15 protein-coding genes are annotated in these 20,367 nt (G+C 59.1%); 9 read left to right on the plus strand and 6 right to left on the minus strand.

The genetic code is table 11. From position 1 onward, the window contains the following. Positions 1–160 precede the first annotated feature (160 nt). The 8 genes from ACONT6_RS03690 to ACONT6_RS03725 all read left to right on the plus strand — a co-directional run bounded on the left by ACONT6_RS03690 (position 161) and on the right by ACONT6_RS03725 (position 10,617). Positions 161–1,177: an aspartate carbamoyltransferase gene (locus ACONT6_RS03690; RefSeq protein WP_428820472.1), complete on the plus strand. Its 1,017-nt coding sequence runs from the start codon at positions 161–163 to the stop codon at positions 1,175–1,177. A gap of 132 nt (positions 1,178–1,309) precedes the next feature. After that, positions 1,310–3,697: a marine proteobacterial sortase target protein gene (locus tag ACONT6_RS03695; RefSeq protein ID WP_428820473.1), complete on the plus strand. Its 2,388-nt coding sequence runs from the start codon at positions 1,310–1,312 to the stop codon at positions 3,695–3,697. Beyond that, complete coding sequence (locus ACONT6_RS03700; RefSeq protein ID WP_428820474.1) at positions 3,694–4,296, plus strand: class GN sortase; 603 nt, start codon at positions 3,694–3,696, stop codon at positions 4,294–4,296. The genes ACONT6_RS03695 and ACONT6_RS03700 overlap by 4 nt, the downstream gene beginning before the upstream one ends. 576 nt (positions 4,297–4,872) lie before the next feature. Beyond that, a complete protein-coding gene (gene aceE, locus ACONT6_RS03705; protein ID WP_428820475.1) occupies positions 4,873–7,542 on the plus strand; it encodes a pyruvate dehydrogenase (acetyl-transferring), homodimeric type in 2,670 nt (889 codons plus the stop codon). Between the two features lie 27 nt (positions 7,543–7,569). After that, positions 7,570–9,249 carry a dihydrolipoyllysine-residue acetyltransferase gene (gene aceF / locus ACONT6_RS03710; protein ID WP_428820476.1) on the plus strand — a complete coding sequence of 560 codons (1,680 nt, stop codon included), beginning with the start codon at positions 7,570–7,572 and terminating at the stop codon, positions 9,247–9,249. Positions 9,250–9,439: 190 nt separating this feature from the next. Then, on the plus strand, positions 9,440–9,829 hold the full coding sequence (locus ACONT6_RS03715) for a hypothetical protein (protein WP_181253970.1): 390 nt from the start codon (positions 9,440–9,442) through the stop codon (positions 9,827–9,829). Positions 9,830–9,885: 56 nt separating this feature from the next. After that, positions 9,886–10,146, plus strand: coding sequence for a hypothetical protein (locus tag ACONT6_RS03720; protein ID WP_078084574.1), 261 nt, complete (start codon positions 9,886–9,888; stop codon positions 10,144–10,146). 75 nt (positions 10,147–10,221) lie between these two features. Then, positions 10,222–10,617, plus strand: a complete 396-nt coding sequence (locus ACONT6_RS03725; protein WP_428820477.1) for a hypothetical protein — start codon at positions 10,222–10,224, stop codon at positions 10,615–10,617. Positions 10,618–10,661: 44 nt separating this feature from the next. Here ACONT6_RS03725 and ACONT6_RS03730 read toward each other — a convergent pair whose 3' ends face one another. The 6 genes from ACONT6_RS03730 to ACONT6_RS03755 all read right to left on the minus strand — a co-directional run bounded on the left by ACONT6_RS03730 (position 10,662) and on the right by ACONT6_RS03755 (position 18,271). After that, positions 10,662–11,978 carry an ATP-binding protein gene (locus tag ACONT6_RS03730; protein WP_428820478.1) on the minus strand — a complete coding sequence of 439 codons (1,317 nt, stop codon included), beginning with the start codon at positions 11,976–11,978 and terminating at the stop codon, positions 10,662–10,664. Next, positions 11,978–13,324 (minus strand): sigma-54-dependent transcriptional regulator, encoded by a 1,347-nt coding sequence (locus tag ACONT6_RS03735; protein ID WP_428820479.1) that lies wholly within the window; start codon positions 13,322–13,324, stop codon positions 11,978–11,980. The genes ACONT6_RS03730 and ACONT6_RS03735 overlap by 1 nt, the downstream gene beginning before the upstream one ends. 175 nt (positions 13,325–13,499) lie before the next feature. After that, positions 13,500–14,708 (minus strand): ABC transporter permease, encoded by a 1,209-nt coding sequence (locus tag ACONT6_RS03740; protein ID WP_428820480.1) that lies wholly within the window; start codon positions 14,706–14,708, stop codon positions 13,500–13,502. A gap of 18 nt (positions 14,709–14,726) precedes the next feature. Continuing rightward, positions 14,727–16,055, minus strand: a complete 1,329-nt coding sequence (locus ACONT6_RS03745; RefSeq protein WP_428820481.1) for an ABC transporter permease — start codon at positions 16,053–16,055, stop codon at positions 14,727–14,729. Positions 16,056–16,094: 39 nt separating this feature from the next. Further along, positions 16,095–16,796, minus strand: a complete 702-nt coding sequence (locus ACONT6_RS03750; protein ID WP_181253963.1) for an ABC transporter ATP-binding protein — start codon at positions 16,794–16,796, stop codon at positions 16,095–16,097. A 194-nt stretch (positions 16,797–16,990) separates the two neighbouring features. Beyond that, positions 16,991–18,271, minus strand: a complete 1,281-nt coding sequence (locus tag ACONT6_RS03755; protein WP_428820482.1) for an efflux RND transporter periplasmic adaptor subunit — start codon at positions 18,269–18,271, stop codon at positions 16,991–16,993. A gap of 471 nt (positions 18,272–18,742) precedes the next feature. Between ACONT6_RS03755 and ACONT6_RS03760 the strand changes: the two genes are divergently transcribed. Beyond that, entirely contained in the window at positions 18,743–20,251 is a 1,509-nt protein-coding gene (locus ACONT6_RS03760) for a SulP family inorganic anion transporter (RefSeq protein ID WP_428820483.1), read from the plus strand. Positions 20,252–20,367: the final 116 nt, after the last annotated feature.

The raw sequence follows: 20,367 nt of genomic DNA on the forward strand, positions 1-20,367 counted from the left end.
GTCGGTGCCGAGCACTATTCGCCTGCGGGGCAGGCTCCTACGGCCAGGTGTTAAGGCGGCTGTGTGAGCAGTATTTGCGGCTGTTCCGCGAGCAGTCTCCCGCGTAGAATACGCGCCCGGTAAAGCAGCCGGCGATCCCGGCGCAAACAGTGGAGAAACAATGGACTTTATCGGTGCCAACATCCTTTCCGTCAGTCAGTTCGAACGGGGAGACATTGACCGCATTTTCGCCGTGGCAGACACCATGGTCCCCTATGCCCGCCGGGAAAAAGTCACCCGGGTTCTCGAGGGTGCGATCCTCGGCAATATGTTTTTCGAGCCCAGCACCCGTACCCGGGTGAGCTTCGGCTGTGCGTTCAACCTGCTTGGCGGCACAGTGCGCGAGACGGTGGGTGTTTCTGCCAGCTCGCTGGCGAAGGGCGAGTCCCTGTACGATACCGCGCGGGTTTTGTCCGGGTATTCCGATGTGATCTGCATGCGCCACCCGCAGTCCGGATCCGTAGCAGAATTCGCCGCGGCCAGCCGGGTGCCGATCGTGAATGGCGGCGACGGTGCCAATGAGCATCCGACCCAGGCGCTGCTCGACCTGTATACCATCCGCAAAGAGTTGGAAGGCAAGGGTGGCTCCCTGGATAACTTCCGCATCGCCATGATCGGCGACCTCAAGCATGGTCGTACCGTGCACTCCCTGTGCAAACTGCTGTGTCTGTTTAAAAACGTCCAGCTGTTACTGGTATCGCCGGCGGAGCTGGCAATGCCGGAGGCGGTGGTGGAGAAGCTGCGCGAAGCGGGACATCAGGTGACCATTACGGATCAGCTTGAGCCGTCGATCAAACATGTGGATATCGTCTATTCCACCCGTATCCAGGAAGAGCGTTTTGAATCCCAGGCCGACGCCGACCGCTACCGTGGCCGCTTCCGCCTGAACCGGGATATCTTTACCCGCCACGCGGAACCCAACACCGTGATCATGCATCCGCTGCCGCGGGATTCCCGCGCCGAGGCCAATGAGCTGGATTCGGATTTGAACGAGCACCCCAGCCTGGCCATTTTCCGCCAGACCGACAACGGCCTGCTGGTGCGCATGGCACTGTTCGCGATGTTGCTGGGGGTGGACGACAAGGTCGACCAATACGCGCGACCGATTACCTGGCAGACTCGCCGCAACCAGATGTAGTGATCGCAGTGTCTGAATCGGGCACTGCCACAATTCGCCATATTTGATCTTTGCAGGGCCGGAATTCGGCCCGCCCCCCGCCAACTTGCTCCCGTTTAATTGTCTCCAGAAACTAATTGTCTGGAGGCAATCGTGAATCGTCCCTTTTTTCATCCGCCCCGTATCCAGCGTGAGCTGGTAATTCTTCCCCAAGATGAGTACTACCGCCGCCGCTATCGCAAAAGTCGCGGAGGCAGCTGGCTGTTGTTGCTGGTGACGGCAATCGCTGTGCTTGTTGCCGCCCTCGGCGCACGCGCGCAAGCTGCGGAATCCACTGTTGAAACCTTTGAGCGTGTCGGCATGGATGAATCGGGCAGTGGCGATCTGTTGTTCAAAAGCGGCGAGCCCGGACGTTATATCCCCGCCATTCACCTGGGCACCGAAGTGGATATCCATGTGCGCGGACTGGTTGCCGAGGTAACGCTGGAGCAGCAGTTCCGCAATACCAGCAACGACTGGCAGGAAGCCGTTTATGTGTTGCCGTTGCCAGAAAATGCGGCGGTTAACGGTATGGAAATCGTGATTGGGGAGCGGCGTATTGTGGGCAAGGTGCGCGAGCGGGAACAGGCGCGCAAGGTATACAAGGCGGCGCGGGAGGCGGGGAAACGTGCGGCGCTGCTGGAGCAGCAGCGCCCGAACCTGTTTACCAGCCGCGTGGCCAATATTGCACCGGGCGAAGAAATATCGGTGCAGGTGCGCTATTTGCAGACTTTGCGGTTTGATAGCGGCCAGTTCGGCCTGCGTCTGCCGAGTACCCTGACCCCGCGCTATATCCCGGGCAGCCCGGCTGCCTCCACACAGACAGTTGCGCTGAACGCGCACGGCTGGTCGCTTCCGTCGGACCAGGTCCCCGATGCCGAACAGATCACGCCGGTGATGATGCCGGCGAATGAGCTGGCGGACCGGGATGGCAGTCACCAGATGAAAATATCCGTGGACCTGGGCATGGGACTGCCACTGGCGGATATTTACAGCCCGTATCACGAGGTGAGCTTCCGCCGTGAAGACAACCACCGCTATCGGGTGAGCCTTAAGCAGGGTGCTGTGGCGATGGATCGTGACTTTGTGCTTGCCTGGCGGCCGCAAACCTCGGCGATGCCATCCGCGGCCCTGTTTGCGGAACAGTCGGCGATGGCCTCCGAGTCCTCGGCACAATATATGCAGCTGTTACTGCTGCCTCCCCAGGAAAATCTTGCCGCGCGCAAATTGCCGCGGGAAGTGGTGTATGTGGTGGATACGTCCGGCTCCATGGGCGGCAACTCCATTCGGCAGGCAAAGGAGAGTCTGTTGCTGGCGCTGTCGCGCCTCACCGCGGTGGATCGTTTCAACATAATTGAATTCAACAGCAATCACCGCAGTTTCTTTCCGCGCCCGATGGCGGCCACGCCGGACAATATCTCCCGCGCCCGCGGTTGGGTGGAGTCGTTGCAGGCCAACGGTGGTACCGAAATGGCGCCGGCACTTAAAGAAGCGCTGTCGCAACAGCTGGATCACCAGGCGGGCGAACTGGTGCGTCAGGTGGTGTTTATAACCGACGGCTCGGTAGGGAACGAACGTGCACTGTTCGAGATTATCCGCCAGCGCCTAGGGGAAACCCGACTGTTTACCGTCGGCATCGGTTCCGCGCCCAACAGTTTTTTTATGACAAAGGCAGCGCAGTACGGCCGCGGCAGTTTTGTGCAGATTGGTGATCTCGCAGAAGTGCAGACAAAAATGGGGGCGCTGTTCCAGAAGCTGGAGAGCCCGCTGGTGACCGACCTGCAGGTCCAGTGGCCCCAGGGTGTGAAAGTGGAATCCTATCCCAAGCGTCTGCCGGACCTGTATCGCGGGGAACCGGTCCGCTTGCTGGCACGGGTGGATGGCGATGCACTGGGTAAACCCCAGAGCGGCGAGCTTGTGATCAGTGGCCGACTGGCGGGCAAGCGATTCAGCCGCAGTCTGTCTCTCGCCCAGCTCACCGTGGAAACCTCGGGAAAGGGCATCGGCAGTTTGTGGGCGCGGGAAAAAATTGCCGCATTGCGGGACAAACAGCGCGAGCGTGGCCCGCTCAACGATCCCGAGGCGGTCGATCCGCTGCGGGAAAATATTCTTGAGCTGGCCCTGGCGTATCAGTTGCTCAGCCCCTACACCAGCTTTGTCGCGGTGGAAGAAACCCCGGTGCGGCCGCAGTCGGAATCCCTGAAATCGAGCCCGGTACCGAATGCCGTTGCCAAGGGGCAGGTGATGCAGTCGTTTACCTATCCCTCCACGGCCACCGGCGTTTACGGACAGTTGATGTTCGCCGCGATCCTGCTGGCACTGGGCGGGCTGCTGCGGGCAATCGGGCGCGCACCCACGACACTCAAGGGCCTTCTGCTAAAACCGCGCCTGTTGCGCAAGTGGATGGCGGGAGTTGAGCGGACTGTGCGCCGCTGGCTGCGCAGTGTGGTACCGGATATGCGTCGCCGGCGTTCGGGGCGTCAGTCGGGAATGCCGCTGTGATCCCGGCGGCAAAACTCGCCCCCTGGTTTTCGGCATTGTTGATCACCGCAGGACTCTGGCAGCTGGGCGGTGGTGCCTGGCTGCTGGTGAAGGCAGAGCTGGCGCAGTACCTGATCAGCGATGCCTGGCAGCGCCAGATTGCCAGTGGAGAGTCGCACAAGCCGTGGCCCTGGGCGGACACCGTGCCGGTGGCACAGTTGAAGCTGGCAGGAGAGAAACCGCTGGCGGTATTGCAGGGCACCAGTGGCCAGGCGTTGGCGTTTGGTCCCGGCCTGATGACCGGATCCGGTGAGCCGGGCAACCTGGCCGAGCCGCGCACCACGGTGATCGCCGCCCATCGCGATACGCACTTCAGCAGCCTGGGGGAATTACAGCCCGGCGCCGATGTACACCTGCAGGACAAGGGTGGGCGCTGGCATGTCTACCGGGTACGGGGCGCCAGGGTCGTGAACAGCGAAACCGAGCGCATGCCCGTTACTGACGCGCCGGGATTGTTGTTGGTGACCTGCTATCCCTTCGATGCGGTCACCGCCGGTGGGCCGCTGCGCTATCTTGTGTACGCGGACTATGTTGGGGCGAATGAACTGGTGGAATTGTAGTCACAGGTCCTAATCGTGCCTGGTACTGACGTCCTGTGAAGGGCCTTCCCCGGTCCCGGTACAGGCGGTAAGCGTGACCAGAATCGGTTTTTTGGACTCGATTATGTAATAAGAATTCCTGCTTTGGCCGATATTTGTTTCGGTAATTGCGCTGAATGGCAAATATTTGTTTTACAATTTGGTTTTAATTGTTACTAATCGTCCTGTCTGGAAAAACGTTTGTAGTAATACTACAATCGCCTCCGCTTGAGCACTTGCCGCCTGTTAATTGAGGGCAATCCTGTGCGCCGCAAGGCGCCCGCCCTACATTTAGCAGGTCGAGAATTCAACGCCGAATTCAAAGTCGAGCCGGTTTCAAAACCGGCGGTATTCAGGTCGCACAGTTCCTCTCTCTTCACTCACAGTGCCAACACGCTGGGCAGTGAACGCTGCTTTTCCGCCAATAGGGGTGGTGAAATGGCGAATGGGGTGTCAATTCCGGGCGTCATTTCCCGGGGATGAGTTACTGTTGCGCAGCTAAAAATTCTGACCATAAAAAAACCGACTCGACGTCGTATATTCGCCGAGGAGCATTTGATGCACGAAGAAACCGACATTCAGGAAACGCAGGAATGGCTGGATGCGCTGCAGGCGGTCATCCGCCACAGCGGTAAGGAACGCGCAGCGTTTCTGATTAAGCAGCTGTCTGACCGCGCCACCAACACTGGCGTTCAGTTGCCGGCGGCCATCACCACCCCGTACCGCAATACCATTCCGCCGGAAGCGGAAAAGCGTATGCCCGGGGACCTGTTTATGGAGCGTCGTATCCGCTCCCTGATCCGCTGGAACGCGCTGGCCATGGTGGTTCGCGCCAACTCCAACAGCGACAGCCTGGGTGGCCACATCGCCAGCTTCTCGTCTGCAGCGACCCTGTACGACGTAGCCTTTAACTACTTCTTCCGCGGTAACGAAGCGGAAGAGCGCGGCGACCTGATCTTCTTCCAGGGGCACAGCGCACCGGGCATTTATGCCCGCTCCTACCTGGAAGGCCGCTTCGACGAACAGCAGCTGGACAACTTCCGCCGCGAAGTTAACGGCAACGGCCTTTCTTCTTACCCGCACCCGTGGCTGATGCCGGAATACTGGCAGTTCCCCACCGTATCCATGGGCCTCGGTCCGATCCAGGCGATCTACCAGGCGCATATCATGCGCTACCTGTCTGCTCGCGGCCTGTCTCCGCGCGGCGACCGCAAGGTGTGGGCATTCCTGGGTGACGGTGAGTGTGACGAGCCGGAATCCCTGGGCGCCATCGCCCTGGCTGGCCGCGAAAAACTCGAAAACCTGGTGTTCGTGGTCAACTGTAACCTGCAGCGCCTGGACGGCCCGGTACGTGGCAACGGCAAGATTGTGCAGGAGCTGGAAGGCGTCTTCCGCGGTGCCGGCTGGAACGTGATCAAGGTCCTGTGGGGCCGCCTGTGGGATCCGCTGTTCGAGAAAGACGAAAAAGGCCTGCTGCAGAAAGTCATGGACGAGACCGTCGATGGCGAGATGCAGAACTTCAAGGCCAATGGTGGCGCTTACACCCGCGAGCATTTCTTCGGCAAATACCCGGAGCTCGAGGAGATGGTCAAGGACTTCTCCGACGAAGAGATCATGAAGCTGAACCGCGGCGGCCACGACCCGTACAAGGTCTACGCGGCCTACGCGGAAGCCATGGCGAGCAAGGGCAAGCCCACCGTGATCCTGGCGCAGACCGTGAAAGGCTACGGCCTGGGTGCCGCCGGTGAAGCGGCAATGGATACCCACAACGTCAAGAAGATGGACACCGAAGCGCTGAAGCGTTTCCGTGACCGCTTCGCTATCCCGATTACCGACAAGGAAATCGAAGACGTTCCTTATTACCGTCCGTCTCCCGATAGCCCGGAAATGAAGTACATGGCCGAACGCCGCAAGGCGCTGGGTGGCCCGGTACCGTCCCGCAGCACCGAAGTCGCCAAGCTGGAAATCCCCGAGCTGGATGCTTTCAGTGCACTGACCAAGGGCTCCGGCGACCGCGAAATTTCCACCACCATGGCGTTCGTGCGCGCGCTGTCCGTGTTGGTGAAAGACAAGAAGATGGGCCAGAACGTGGCGCCCATCGTGCCGGACGAAGCCCGTACCTTCGGTATGGAAGGCCTGTTCCGTCAGCTGGGTATCTACTCTTCTCAAGGGCAGAAATACACCCCGGTCGACCACGGCCAGATCATGTATTACAAGGAAGACAAGAAAGGCCAGGTGCTGGAAGAGGGCATCAACGAAGCCGGCGCCATGTCCGCGTGGATGGCCCTGGCGACTGCCTACAGCAACCACGGCGTGCCGATGGTGCCTTTCTATATCTACTACTCCATGTTCGGCTTCCAGCGCATCGGCGATCTCGCCTGGGCGGCGGGCGACATGCAGGCGCGCGGCTTCCTCGTCGGTGCCACTGCTGGCCGTACCACCCTGAACGGCGAAGGCCTGCAGCACCAGGACGGTCACAGCCACGTGCTGTCTGCCACCATCCCGAACTGTAAGAGCTACGACCCGGCCTACGGTTACGACCTGGCGGTAATCATGCGCCACGGTCTGAAGGAGATGTACGAAGAACAGCAGAATATCTTCTACTACGTCACCATCGAGAACGAAAACTACCTGCAGCCGGAAATGCCGCAAGGTGTCGAGGACGGCATCATCCGCGGTATTTACAAGCTGGATAACAACTGCCGCAAGCCGGGCAAAGGCAAGGCGGCGAAGAAGCACGTACAGCTGGTGGGTGCCGGTTCCATCCTGCGCGAAGTACTCGCGGCAGCGGATATCCTCGCCGACCAGTTCGGTGTGACTTCCGACGTGTGGAACCTGACTTCTGCCACTGAAGCGGCCCGCGAAGGTCAGGACGTGGCGCGCTGGAACATGCTGCACCCGACCGAAGCGCCGCGCAAAGCGTGGATCAGCGAGCAGTTCGAAGGCAACGAGACGCCGGTTGTGATCTCCACCGATTACATCCGCGCCTACGTTGAGCCGCTGCGTGAGTTTATCGATGGCGACGTCATCGCACTGGGCACCGACGGCTTCGGCCGCTCCGACAGCCGCGAGCAGCTGCGTCGTTTCTTCGAGGTGAACCGCAACTACGTCACCATCGCGGCACTGAAAGGCCTGGCCGATCAGGGCGTGATCGAAGCGAGTGAAGTGGCGGATGCCATCAAGAAGCTCAACATCGACCCGGAAAAAGTCAATCCGCGTCTGGTTTAAGGCCCGCTGATTAAGGAAGGTAGAGACATGGCAAAACAAGTCATTAAAGTGCCTGATCTCGGCGGCGCCGATCAGGTAGATGTTATTGAAATCGCCGTTGCCGTGGGTGACACGGTGGCGGAAGAGGATGCGCTGATTGTTGTGGAGGGCGACAAAGCCTCCATGGACGTTCCCGCACCGGTTGCCGGTAAGATCCTGAGCATCTCCGTCAAGGAAGGTGACAAGGTTTCCGAAGGCGACGTCATCGGTGAAATGGAAACCGACGCTGCAGGCGACAGTGCAGACGAGGCTTCTGAGGAAGCGGCCCCGGCTCCGGCGGAAGAATCCGCGCCGGCACCAGCCGCTGAAGAGGCGCCTGCACCGGCGCCCGCTGCTGCAGGTGAAGAGAAGGAAGAGGAAATCAAGGTCCCGGACCTCGGCGGTGCCGATGCGGTGGACGTGATTGAAATTTCCGTCTCCGCTGGCGACAGCGTGGAAGAGGGCGATGCACTGATCGTTGTGGAGGGCGACAAGGCCTCCATGGACGTACCGTCTTCCGCTTCCGGTACCATTGTTTCCATCTCCGTAAAGGAAGGCGACAAGGTATCCACCGGCGACGTGATCGGCGTGATCAAAACCCTGTCTGGCGGAGAGAGCGGCGGTGGCGAGAGCGGCGGTGCTGCACCGGCACCAGCTGCTGCAGCACCCGCGCCTGCTCCGGCAGCAGCACCTGCTGCAGCTGCATCCGCAAGCCAGGAGCCGCCGGCGGCACCACAGAAAGATCCGCACGTGGAGCGCGATCACACCCCGTCCGCAGAAGTTTACGCCGGCCCCGCCGTGCGCAAGCTGGCCCGTGAGCTGGGCGTGACTCTGAACAAGGTCAAGCCCACCGGTCCGCGCGGTCGTGTGACCAAAGACGACCTGCACGCATACATCAAGGAGCAGGTGAAGAAGGCCGAGAGCGGCGCCGTAAGTGGCGTTGGTGGCAACATCGGCATCGCGCCGATGCCGGAAATCGACTTCAGCCAGTTCGGCCCGGTGACTACCGAGCCGATGAGCAAGATCCACAAGCTCACCGCGGCCAATATGTCGCGCAACTGGTTGAACGTGCCCCACGTTACCCAGTTCGACGACGCGGACATCACCGAGCTGGAAGATTTCCGCAAGGCGATGAAGGCGGAAGCCGAGAAGCGTGGCGTGAAACTCACTCCGGTACCCTTCCTGCTGAAAGCCGCTGCCGCGGCCCTGCGCGAAGTGCCGAGCTTCAACGTTTCCCTGCACAACGATGGCGAACACATCGTCAAGAAGGACTACGTGCACATCGGTATGGCGGTAGATACCCCCAAAGGCCTGATGGTTCCGGTCATTCGCGATGTGGACAAGAAAGGGCTGTACGAGCTGGCAGAGGAAGCGACCGCCATGGCGATCGCTGCCCGCGACGGCAAGCTGAAGCCCCGCGATATGCAGGGCGCCTGCTTCACCATCTCCAGCCTCGGTGCTATCGGTGGCACCGGCTTTACGCCGATCGTGAATGCCCCGGAAGTGGGTATCCTCGGTGTATCCAAGCTGGCGGTGCGTCCGGAATGGAACGGCAAGGAATTTGTACCGCGCAAGATGCTGCCGTTGGCACTGTCTTACGATCACCGCGCCGTTAACGGCGGTGATGCGGGTCGCTTCCTGACCTACCTGGCAGGTGTGCTGGCCGACGTGCGTCGACTGCTGCTGTAATCTGCGGATTCTCAGCTGATTCAAAAAAGCGCCGGTGGGTTTTTCCGCCGGCGCTTTTTTTTGTGCTTATTTTGTGGACCTGAATCGTCGCAGACTTCACATTTTTAAACGGGAAAATACGTCGCCAGGGGAGCTTTGGCGTCGAAATCCGGGCGGCGTTGATTACTGCGCATTTAATTCTGGTTAAAACGTGAACAGCGTCGTCGAACACTTCCTGCGCGCTAAACTGAAAGTATCAGTGAGTAAATGCCGGAAGATGGAAATTTCCGGTGGTGGTCAGGCAGTTATCAAGTTGCGAGGTAGTCGAGCCATGAACCGCACAGGGATCGCCGCAGTGGCAATGGGAGTTACGCTGTCTTTGCAGGGTTGTATCTTCGTACCCTACGGGAACGAAAACAGTTACGATCCGTTTTTCTTCAACCCCGATGACAATACCCAGAGTGCAGACTTTGTCGAAGTGGGGAATTATCTGCCGAATGCGTCGGTGCCACCGGCGGCCAGCCGCCAGTGCTCGATGGACGGAGACGGGAATCGAGTGGGATCAGCCTGCTGGTTTTTCCCGGTGATGCGGGTCTACTGATGCGCATCCATAGCGCCGGTTGAACCGGCAATTGAAGTGATTGTTAAGGAGGCTCCATGCGCAAACGAGTGACGATTTTTTCCCTGATGGCGGCAGCTACACTGTTGTCCGCCTGTGGTACCAGCAGCGTGCGCGATCAGGTGGTCTACCCTAACAGTGCACCTATTCCCCGTGCACCGGCACATGCGGAGCAGAAAACCAATTACGACGGTTGTCCCGGCGATGCGGAAGAGTTGGCGCCCGGATCCATCTGTCCGGCCACTGCCCAGTGCTACGAAATTTCCGGCGGGCGCCGCTGTATCGTCTACGAAAAGTAATTTCTGCACGTCGGGGGCCACGGGTAGGGAAACCCGGAAATTCTGCCCGGAACATTCTGTCACAGAGGACGTGATATGAAACTGCGCCTGTTTTGCCTTTTGTTGACCGCAATATCCGCTGGTTGCGCGAACACCAGCGGAGAAATCGGAAACGCTGCGGCCCTGGATGGCTTCTGGTGTGACCTTACCGGCACCCCGGCGACCTACTACCAGCGCCCCATGCCGGCAAACCTGATGCCCGCCTACCCACGCAACTGCTTTGCCGGTGACAACCAGGTACCCACGGCCAGTACCTGTCTGGTGGGCGATGCCGTCTGCTATCAGTTGGACACCGGAGCCTGGTGTACTGCGGGCCGCGCGCCGCAGTGTCCCGCGGGGGCCGCCCCCATGGCAATGGATGCGCCCTGTCCCGAGGGTGGCAAGTGCTGGCTGTACACTGAAGGGCTGCGCTGTCACGCCGTTGACGTCTGAGCCAGTTACCCTCTCTCCTGATACGACAATCGCTCTGTTTTCCCTTAAACGGTTTCCGGCCAGGGCAGCCAGAGGCTGACCTGAAGTCCGCCGCCGGTGCGATTGTGCAGGCGAATCTGGCCGCCGTGGGCGTCGGCAATTTCCCGGCACAGTGCCAGACCTAGTCCCACCCCCTGAGGTTTGGTGGAATAGAAGGGGAGTAGAGCCTGCTGCAAAACCTTGTCGCTCATGCCACAACCCCGGTCCGAAATGGTGATTAACTGGCCGTGGGCGTCGGTCTCGATACGCAGACTGATGTCCTGCTCGGGGCTGTCGGATTCGGCGGCATTTTTGAGCAGGTTCAGCAGCGCCTGTTCGATTTGCGCAGGGTCGAAATAACCGGGGCGCGCTGGCAGTTCTCCCTGCAGGGTGAACGGGTGCAGTGGTTGTATCCGCTCCACCAGTTTTCTCCAGGACACTTCTTCGGCGGCTGGTGGCGGCAATTTGGCAAACCGCGCATAGCCCTGGGTGAAGTCCGTCAGGTGACGGCAGCGATCGGCGATAACATCAAATACCCCCGCCAGTTGTGTCGACTGCAATTTTTCCGACAGCATCTTGCCACTGTGCGCCATGGAAGAAATGGGTGCCAGGGAGTTGTTCAGCTCATGGCTGATCAGGCGGATGACCTTTTTCCACACCTGTACTTCCGCGCGGGTCAGTTCACGGGTCATCTCCCGCAGCAGGATCAGTCGGTGCTTGTGCGAGTTGAGTACAAAGGTGCTGTTGCTGATATGCAGGGTGTGGTTGTCTTCGCCGTCGAGATAACTGGTGAGCCCGTCCTGCTTTTGCTCTATGGCTTGCGCCAGTTCCGGCGGACACCCGGACAGAACCTGTTGCAGCAGATGTCCTTGCAGGGGTTTGCCACCGTGTACCAGGTGGCGTGCGCTGGTGTTGGCATAGATGATGTGGTCGCTGTGGTCGATCAGAAGCAGTGCCAGTGGCGAGCTCTGGATAACAGTATCGAGCAGCAGTTCCCGCTGGTGGATATGCGCCCGCTCCCGCCGCAGGATTTCCCCCACTTCGTTATACAGTACCGCCAGTTCGCCGAGCTGGTCGTTGCGGTCGAGTGCCAGGGAAATGGAAAAGTCGCCATCGCGGAAGTTCAGCAGTCCGCCTTCCAGGCTGGTAAGCGCCCGGTTCAGTTTGCGGGTTACCGGGCGAATAAGAATCAGGGCGCAGACCAGCGCCAGCAGCAGTCCGCCACTCCATGCCAGTAGTGGATCGGCACCGAGTTTCAGTAACAGGAATGGAAGGGCGGTGCCAACAAATACCGCGGCCATTACGACGGCAAAAATGCGGCCTTCTATGGATGGGTGGGGCATCAGTAGGGAATACCGTATTTATCCAGGCGCCGGTACAGCGCCTGCCGGCTGAGGCCGAGTTCGCGTGCGGCCTGGGCGATGATACCGTTGCATTGCGCCAGGGTCTGTTCCAGCAGTTCGCGGCTGGGTTCGAAACTGTGCTCGGGAAGTTTAAGCTGTTCTTCCTGCGGCAGTGCCAGAGTGGGTTCTTCGATGGCATCACCGCGGGTCAATACCGCAGCACGCTGCATGACGTTCTGCAGCTCGCGCACGTTCCCGGGCCAGGAGTACCGCAGTAATTGTTGCTGTGCAGCGGCGCTCAATTGCTTGCCGGAGCCGGAGAGAAAGGCGCGGGCCAGTGGCAGTATGTCTTCGGGCCTGTCGCACAGGGGCGGCAATTTCAGTTCGATCACATTGAGGCGATAGAACAGGTCCTGGCGAAACCGGCCCTGTTCGATCATTTCCTGCAGGTTGCTGTTTGTGGCACTGATCACGCGGACGTTTACCCTGCGGGTCTGGCTGCTGCCGAGGCGCTGGAATTCGCCGGTCTGCAATACACGCAGCAGTTTCACCTGACCACTGGCGGAGAGCTCGCCGATCTCATCCAGAAACAGGGTGCCACCATCGGCGGCCTCGAAACGGCCCTGGCGGGCCTTGTTGCCGGCACCGGTGTAGGCGCCGGCTTCGGCACCAAACAGCTCGGCTTCCATCAGATCTTCCGGCAGGGCGCCGACGTTGACTTTGATATAGGGACCGTCTTTTACGCTGGAGTTTGCCTGGACAATATCTGCGATCTTTTCCTTGCCGGCGCCGTTGGGGCCGGTAATCAGCACCGGTACGCTGGCGTGGGCAACCTGGGTGGCCATTTCCAGCAGTTTTTGCAGACTGTTACTGCGGTAGACAATACCTTGCAGGTCGTACTGCTGTTGCAGCTGGTCACGCGCCTGTTGTTCGCGGCTTTTGGCCAGTCGCTGCTGTTGCTGCAGGTCGTGTAGTTCCAGCAGGTTTTTTATGGTGGCAATGAGCTTGTTATCGTCCCAGGGTTTGCCGACGTAATCGGCGGCGCCCGCCTTGACCAGTTCCACGGCCATTTCCAGCTGGGTCCAGGCGGTGAGCAGGATGACGGGGATATCCGGTTGCAGTTCGCGCAGGGCAAAAAACAGGGCGCGCCCCTCTTCGCCGGAGGTGGTGTCGGCGGTGAAGTTCATGTCCTGGATGACGAGGCCGATATCGGGGTTTTCCCGCAGCAACTGTAATCCCGCCTGTGGGGTGATGGCGCTGAGGGTTTGTATATCGTGCAGGGACAACAACAGGGACAGAGCAGAGATGATGCTGGTGTTGTCGTCGATGATCAGTACTTTGTCCAACTCGCGCTTCCTGTTGCGGTTGTCTTTAACATGCTCTGTGGCGGTCCTGCACCCGATAGAGGTTTGCAGGACACACAGTGAATCCATCCATGGCAGCTTGTCGAAAAGGTCCCTCTTTTCGACGGTCCCGCAAACCCCTATCGGGCGCAGGACCTTCGCTTTGAGCAATCGGCTTTTAAACGCTTCGTGTTGCCATCGCAGGCGATATATTCGCAGCGCGCATGGCGGGCATCAGGGCCGCCGCAAGGCTGACTGCGAGCAATAGTATCGCACACACGGTAAGTATGGTTAGTGATAGCGCGGGTTGAGAAAATTCACTGACCATCAACTGATTGATGATGAGCGCTCCCGCAGTCCCCAGTACCAGCCCGGTACCCGCGATCAAGGAATTTTCCACCAGGAAGTAGCGACTGATATTGGCTCTGGTCGCTCCCAGTGCTCGGCGGATGCCGATCTGCTTGGCGCGCTGATTGATCCAGAAAATGGTGAGGCCGACGATGCCCAGGGCAACGATAAATGTCAGCATGGTCATTACCGCGGACAATACCTTGACCATGATGTTATCGCTTACATAGCTCGAGGCGAGGTTTTCGGACAGGGTTTCCAGGTGGATGACCCGCTGTGGGTCACGCTCTGCGAGCTTGTCTTCCAGTTGTTTGAAAATGGCATCGCGCTGGCCGGGTTCAGTGCGGACCAGGTAACGTTTATGGTTGCCTTCTACCAGTAACGGATGGAATACCACATTGCCGGCCAGCGACCAGGTGGGCCATGCACCCAGATGTCGCTCGACAATACCAATGATTTCCATGGGGTTGTCTTTATTGCCGTGATACAGGAATTTGCCCAGGGCGTCGCCGTCGGGGAAGGCGGCATCGGCGAATTGCTGGGTAACAATAATGACACTACCGATGAAGTTTTCATTGGAGCCGATCACGTGCATTTCATCGTCGCGAAAGTTGCGTCCGGCGATGAGGTTGAGCCCCAGGGTGTTAATAAAGTGCGGGTCGGTCTGGTAGTAGTTACCGTCCACGTCTCCTACCTGGGCATTGGGCTTGAGATAAAAACTGCTGGCGGAACCGGATCCGGATACCGGGATCTGGTTGGTGACTGTGGCATCCACCACGCCGGGCATGGAGCGCATCATGTCGAGGTCGGCGCGTACTGCGCCCGCCATGTCGTAATCTTTCGGCACGGGCATAAAGGTGATGGCGATGATGTTTTCCACATCCATGCCGGTTGGACGCGCCATACTGGTGAGGCGGTCCTTTACGATGACGGTGGCATTGCTGACGATGGCCAGGGTCAGGGCCAGTTGCAGTGCGATCAGCATTGCCGACACTTTGTTGCGCCAGAGGGCGGACAACATGGGTTTCAATTCAAACATGGTCGTTTCCTCTCCGGCTTATTGGGTTTTCAAGTAGACAGATGGGTTGGTTCGGCTGATACGCCATGCGGGATACAGGCCGGCGAGCAGGCTGGCCAGTATGGCGAGGCCAACGGCGGAGAGCATCATCAGCCAGTCCATGGAGGCGATCTGGTCGATCTGGCCCATGGAAAGCATGCGGATACCGGACAAACCCAGCAGCGCGAAGCCAATACCGATCAGGCCACCCAGCACGCCGATGCAGCTGCTTTCGATGAGGTGCTGGAGGAAAATCGCATTGCGGCTGGCACCCAGTGCGCGGCGGACACCGGCTTCCGGTGCCTTGCGCAGGAATTTGGCCAGCAGTAGTGCCACAGCGTTCACGACACACACCAGCAGGAAGGCCAGGGATGCCCATCCCAGAACGCGGTTGTCGTCGCGCAGTACTTCATTCAATACCAGCCATTTCGAGGGATGGGTAAGGCCGAACTTGAGCGGGCGTTGGAAGCGGCCCTGTTCTTTTTGCTGCTGGATGTAGCCGGTCAGGAAATTTTCGTAGTCCTGTTTTTGCGTGGCGTTGTCGAGCTCTACCCAGTACTGGATCCAAACGCTTTCACTGAGCAGGTGTCCTTCGAAGCCGTCGACTCCGGGATCCGGGCTGTTCCAGCCGTTGGTGTTACCCCAGCTATAGATTTCAAATTTGCGATGCAGGCCGAATGGAATGTAAAGCTCCTCCGAATCGCTGAACGGGCTGTTGTTCAGGTCGTACACCTTGGGAGAGGGGTTCCAGTAATCGATAACGCCTGCGACGGTGAAGGGCTCGCCGTTGAGCTCTACGGTTTTGCCGACACTGTCTTCACCACCGAACAGTTTTTCGTTGAGGGCCTTGTTCAGGACAACGGTTTGTACCGGCGAGGTATCTGCATCTTCGTTCCAGATGTTGCCGTACAGCATGGGCACGTCGAACATGGAGAAGAAGTCGCGGGTGGTGACCCGTGTTTCGGCGACAAACGGCCGTACTTCGGAGTCTTCCAGGGTAACGGTGAAGCCGAAGCGGTGCATGGCCACCTGTCGGGTGGGAATATCCGAGCGCAGCAGTGCTTCTGCATCCCGGTAGGTGAGCTGCCAGGGCATTTCATTTCCGCGGCCGCCACGGTTGTAAGCGTCGTTCGGATCCCAGCTGTCCAGCTGTACGGCGTAGAGTACGTCGTCCTTATGGGCCAAGGCGTTCTGGGACATCATGTAGTTGAGCGTGAGTACAGTCATGGATGCGCCGACGCCGACGGCGATGGCGGCGATCATGAGCGCGCTCAATATGGGGGTGCCCCGCAGGCTGCGCATGGCGAGGCTGATATAGTAGCCGATCATTTCGGTGTCCTTTTCTTTTTCAACGAATACGCGGTCAGCTTATGCGGTGGCGATTTCTTCTTGCGCGATACTCTGGCGCAGGTCGGATACCTGGCCGTCGACGATCTGGATATTGCGTTGCGCGCGGCGCGCGAGATCCGGGTCGTGGGTGACCATGATGATGGTGGTGCCCCATTCGTTGATGAATTCGAGCAGTTCCATGACCTGGCGGGCCATGAGGGAGTCGAGGTTACCGGTGGGTTCGTCCGCGAGCAGGAAGCGGGGTTCGCCGGCCAGTGCGCGGGCGATGGCGACGCGCTGTTGTTGACCGCCGGACAGTTGCGCGGGCAGGTGTTTGGCGCGGGCGGAGAGGCCGACCTGTTCGAGGGATTTTTCGATGCGACGACGGCGTTCTTTGGCGTTGAAGCCGCGGTAGCGCAGGGGGACGTCGATGTTGTCGAACAGGTTGAGGTCGGGTATCAGGTTGAAGCCCTGGAAAATAAAGCCGATTTTTTCGTTGCGCATGCGCGAGCGATCGCGGTCGGAGAGGCCGCCGACTTCCTGTCCGTCGAGGAGGTATTCTCCACCGGTGGGGGTTTCCAGCAGTCCTGCAATATTCAGGAAGGTGGTTTTACCAGAGCCGCTGGGGCCGGTGACGGATACGAACTCTCCTTCGTTCACTTCAAGGCTGAAATCCCGCAACGCGTGGGTTTCGATGGTATCTGTACGGTAGCTTTTACGGATGTTCTGCATTTTCAGCATGGTGGATTTCCTTGTCGTTTTATTGGCAATATTGAAATTCTTTCGATTCTTGTGGCGGCGCTGCTGCCGGGACTCGTTTGCGGGACACGCCGTGAACCCATCCCTGGGGGCTTGTCGAAAAGGTCCCTCTTTTCGACAGTCCCGCAAACGAGTCCCGGCATCAGCGCCTTCTCATTGAAATTTTTAGTTCTTTTCTAATCTTTCAGCGCAACCAGCTGCGCCTTGTGCAGCTCTTCCGCGGAAGAAGTAATAATCCGGTCGCCCTCATTCAGGCCGGAAACAATTTCCACCTGATTCAGTCCCAGTGCACCGATGGTGATCGGTACTTTCACGGCCTGCTGCTGGTCGTTCAGCTTCCAGGCAAAGCGCCCCCCGGTCTGATCAAGGAACGCACCGCGTTTCACCAGGATCACGTCGCTGCGGTTTTCCAGCAGGATGCGCGCGGTGAGTCGCAGGTTCTGGCGTAAATTGGTGGGTTGCCCTTCGGTAAAGCGGACGCGGGCGGTGACCTGGTTGTCGATGACTTCGGGAGCAATTGCGGTGATTTCACCGGGCAGTTTTTTGCCGCCCATATTGATCACGACTTCCATAGCGAGGCCCAGGTCATCGGCGTAGTTTTCCGGCACGGCGGCTTCCAGTTCGAAGCTGGTGAGGTCGACGACGGTTAAGAGTGGCGCATTGGCCGCAACAGCGGAGCGCTGGGTGGCGGCGAGGCTGCCGATGGTGCCGTCGACGGGGGAGACGATCTGCAGTTCATTGACCTTGCGCTGCAGCTCTTCTACCTGGAGTTGCTGTTGGTCAACCTGTAATTGCAGGGTCTGGGTCTCGAAGGTGAGGGCTTCGTTTTCCAGCTGGGAGTTTTGTACTGCCTGCTTGTATTCGAGCTTGGCTCGGGCGAGGTCGTCGCTGGCTTTTTCGAAGTCCAGCTGGGAGATGATCTGTTTCTCCATGGACAACTCCGCGCGCTTCAGTTCGCGTTCGGCTGCGACCAGGTCTACCTTGGCCAGATCGGCTTTCTGGGTGTTCTCCAGACGCTGGCGCTTGGCCTGGATCTTTTGCCGAGCCAGTTCCACGCTCAGCTTGTTATACAGCGCGCTTTCCTGGGCGAGCTGGTTCTGTAATTGCGGGCTGTCCACTTCCGCCAGCAGCTGGCCTTTCTCCACGGCATCGCCGGCCTTTACCGCAAACTTGACGATGCCCTGGGCGGGACTGAACAGGGTAGGGCTGTTGGCCGCCACGACCTTGCCCTGGACGACCAGGTCGCGGATCAGATCCCCGCGCTCTACCGCCGCGATATTGATTCGCGACAATGACAGGCTCGCGTCTACCGCGTTGGTGCTCTGCCAACTCAACAGCCCCCAAACCACAAAAGCTGCCGCGCCGAGGCCGAGGCCTGCGCGCTTCAACAGGCGCGGGTTCTTCCACGGGCTCTGCGGAGTGAGTTGGATGTCCTGCCCGGAGGTATCTCTGATCATGTTGTTCCCAAGTGCTTCGAATCAGTTTGTCTTGTTCTGTCTCTGTGACGCGGGCATTTCTCGCCGCGGATGCACAGTTAAATTTTTGGATGCAACGGCCTTATCGCAATCGCCGTGCCAACACTGATCTTCCATATAAGTGTTTGAAAATTAAAGAGAATTTAAATTTAAGTGTTTTTCTGGATGGCGGCGGGGTGTCCGGAAAATGTGTCCGGACAGGCCGTGTCCGCTAATGCGGACAGGTGTGAATTTTGGCGTCTTATGGAGGTGAAATGATGGGGCGTCGCGAAAGGGAATTGTGAAGGTGTCGCCACCGGACTTGCTTTAAGGCGTTGTGCGTTCTTTAGTCAAAACCCCGGCCATGCTAGAATCCGCGCCCATTTTTCCAGGCTTTCGGCACGTCCGTGTCACAGCCAATCCGTCAGAAAAATTCAGCAATCAATAAGACTTCCCAGACAGGCTCATCTGATTATGCAGTTCTCCAACACCCTGTTGTCGTCCACCAGGAATGACTGGTTCGGCAATATCCGCCGCGATGTACTCGCTGGCCTCGTCGTGGCCCTGGCCCTGATTCCCGAGGCCATCGCCTTCTCCATCATCGCCGGCGTCGACCCGCGGGTGGGCTTGTATGCCTCTTTCTGTATCGCCGTGGTCATCGCCTTCGTCGGTGGCCGCCCCGGCATGATCTCCGCCGCCACCGGTGCCATGGCCCTGCTCATGGTCACGCTGGTCAAAGAGCACGGGCTGCAATACCTGTTGGCCGCCACGTTGCTGACCGGGGTGCTGCAGATCATCGCTGGCTACCTCAAGCTTGGCAGCCTGATGAGCTTTGTCTCGAGGGCCGTGGTTACGGGGTTTGTGAACGCGCTGGCCATCCTCATCTTTATGGCGCAGCTGCCTGAACTGACCGACGTCACCTGGCATGTGTACGCCATGACGGCAGCGGGCCTCGGCATCATCTATCTGTTCCCATACGTGCCGGTGGTGGGCAAGATCCTGCCGTCTCCGCTGGTCTGTATCCTGGTGCTGACTGCAGTTGCCGTAGTAATGGGCCTGGATATCCGCACCGTGGGCGATATGGGTGATCTGCCGGACACCCTGCCGATCTTCCTGTGGCCGGATGTGCCGCTGAACTTTGAGACTCTTAAGATCATCTTCCCGTATTCCGCCGGCCTCGCCGTGGTGGGCCTGCTGGAATCCCTGATGACCGCCACCATCGTGGACGACCTGACCGACACCAACAGCGACAAGAACCGCGAGTGTAAGGGCCAGGGCATTGCCAATATCGGCGCTGGCATGCTGGGCGGTATGGCGGGCTGTGCGATGATCGGACAGTCGGTGATTAACGTGAAATCCGGTGGCCGTGGCCGTCTGTCCACACTGGTCGCGGGTGTCGGTTTGCTGACCCTGGTGGTGTTCCTGAGTGACTGGGTGGCGGTGATTCCGATGGCGGCGCTGGTGGCAGTGATGATCATGGTATCCATTGGTACCTTTGACTGGGGCTCCATCCGCAATCTGAAGACGCTGCCGCTGTCGACCAATCTGGTGATGCTGTCTACCGTGATTGTGGTAGTGTTTACCCATAATCTGGCATTTGGCGTTTTTGTGGGTGTGCTGCTGGCTTCCCTGTTCTTCGCCAACAAGGTGAGCCACTTCATGTATGTGAGCTCGGAGCTGGATGAGGAGCAGAATTGCCGGACCTACACGGTTGTGGGGCAGGTGTTCTTCAATTCAGCGGACAAGTTTGTGGCGGCGTTCGACTTCAAGGAGGCGCTGGACAAGGTGGTTATCGACCTGAGTCGCGCGCACTTCTGGGATGTGTCGGCGGTGTACTCGCTGGACAAGGCGGTAGTGAAGTTCCGCCGCGAGGGCGCAGAGGTAGAGCTGATTGGCCTGAACGAGGCCAGCTCCACTATCGTCGACCGCTTTGGTGTGCACGATAAGCCGGAAGAGATTGAGAAGGTGCTCGGGGGGCACTGATCTGGCATCGCTGTAGGGTGCTTCGCAGTTTGGTCCGGTGGCGCTCCAGCGCCGGGGGAGGGATTCCAAAACCGGGCTAGGCGCCCCCCTGGGAACACATCCCTGTACGCTGCGTC

The sequence above is a fragment of the Microbulbifer sp. MCCC 1A16149 genome (assembly GCF_050368945.1).
Classification (GTDB): domain Bacteria; phylum Pseudomonadota; class Gammaproteobacteria; order Pseudomonadales; family Cellvibrionaceae; genus Microbulbifer.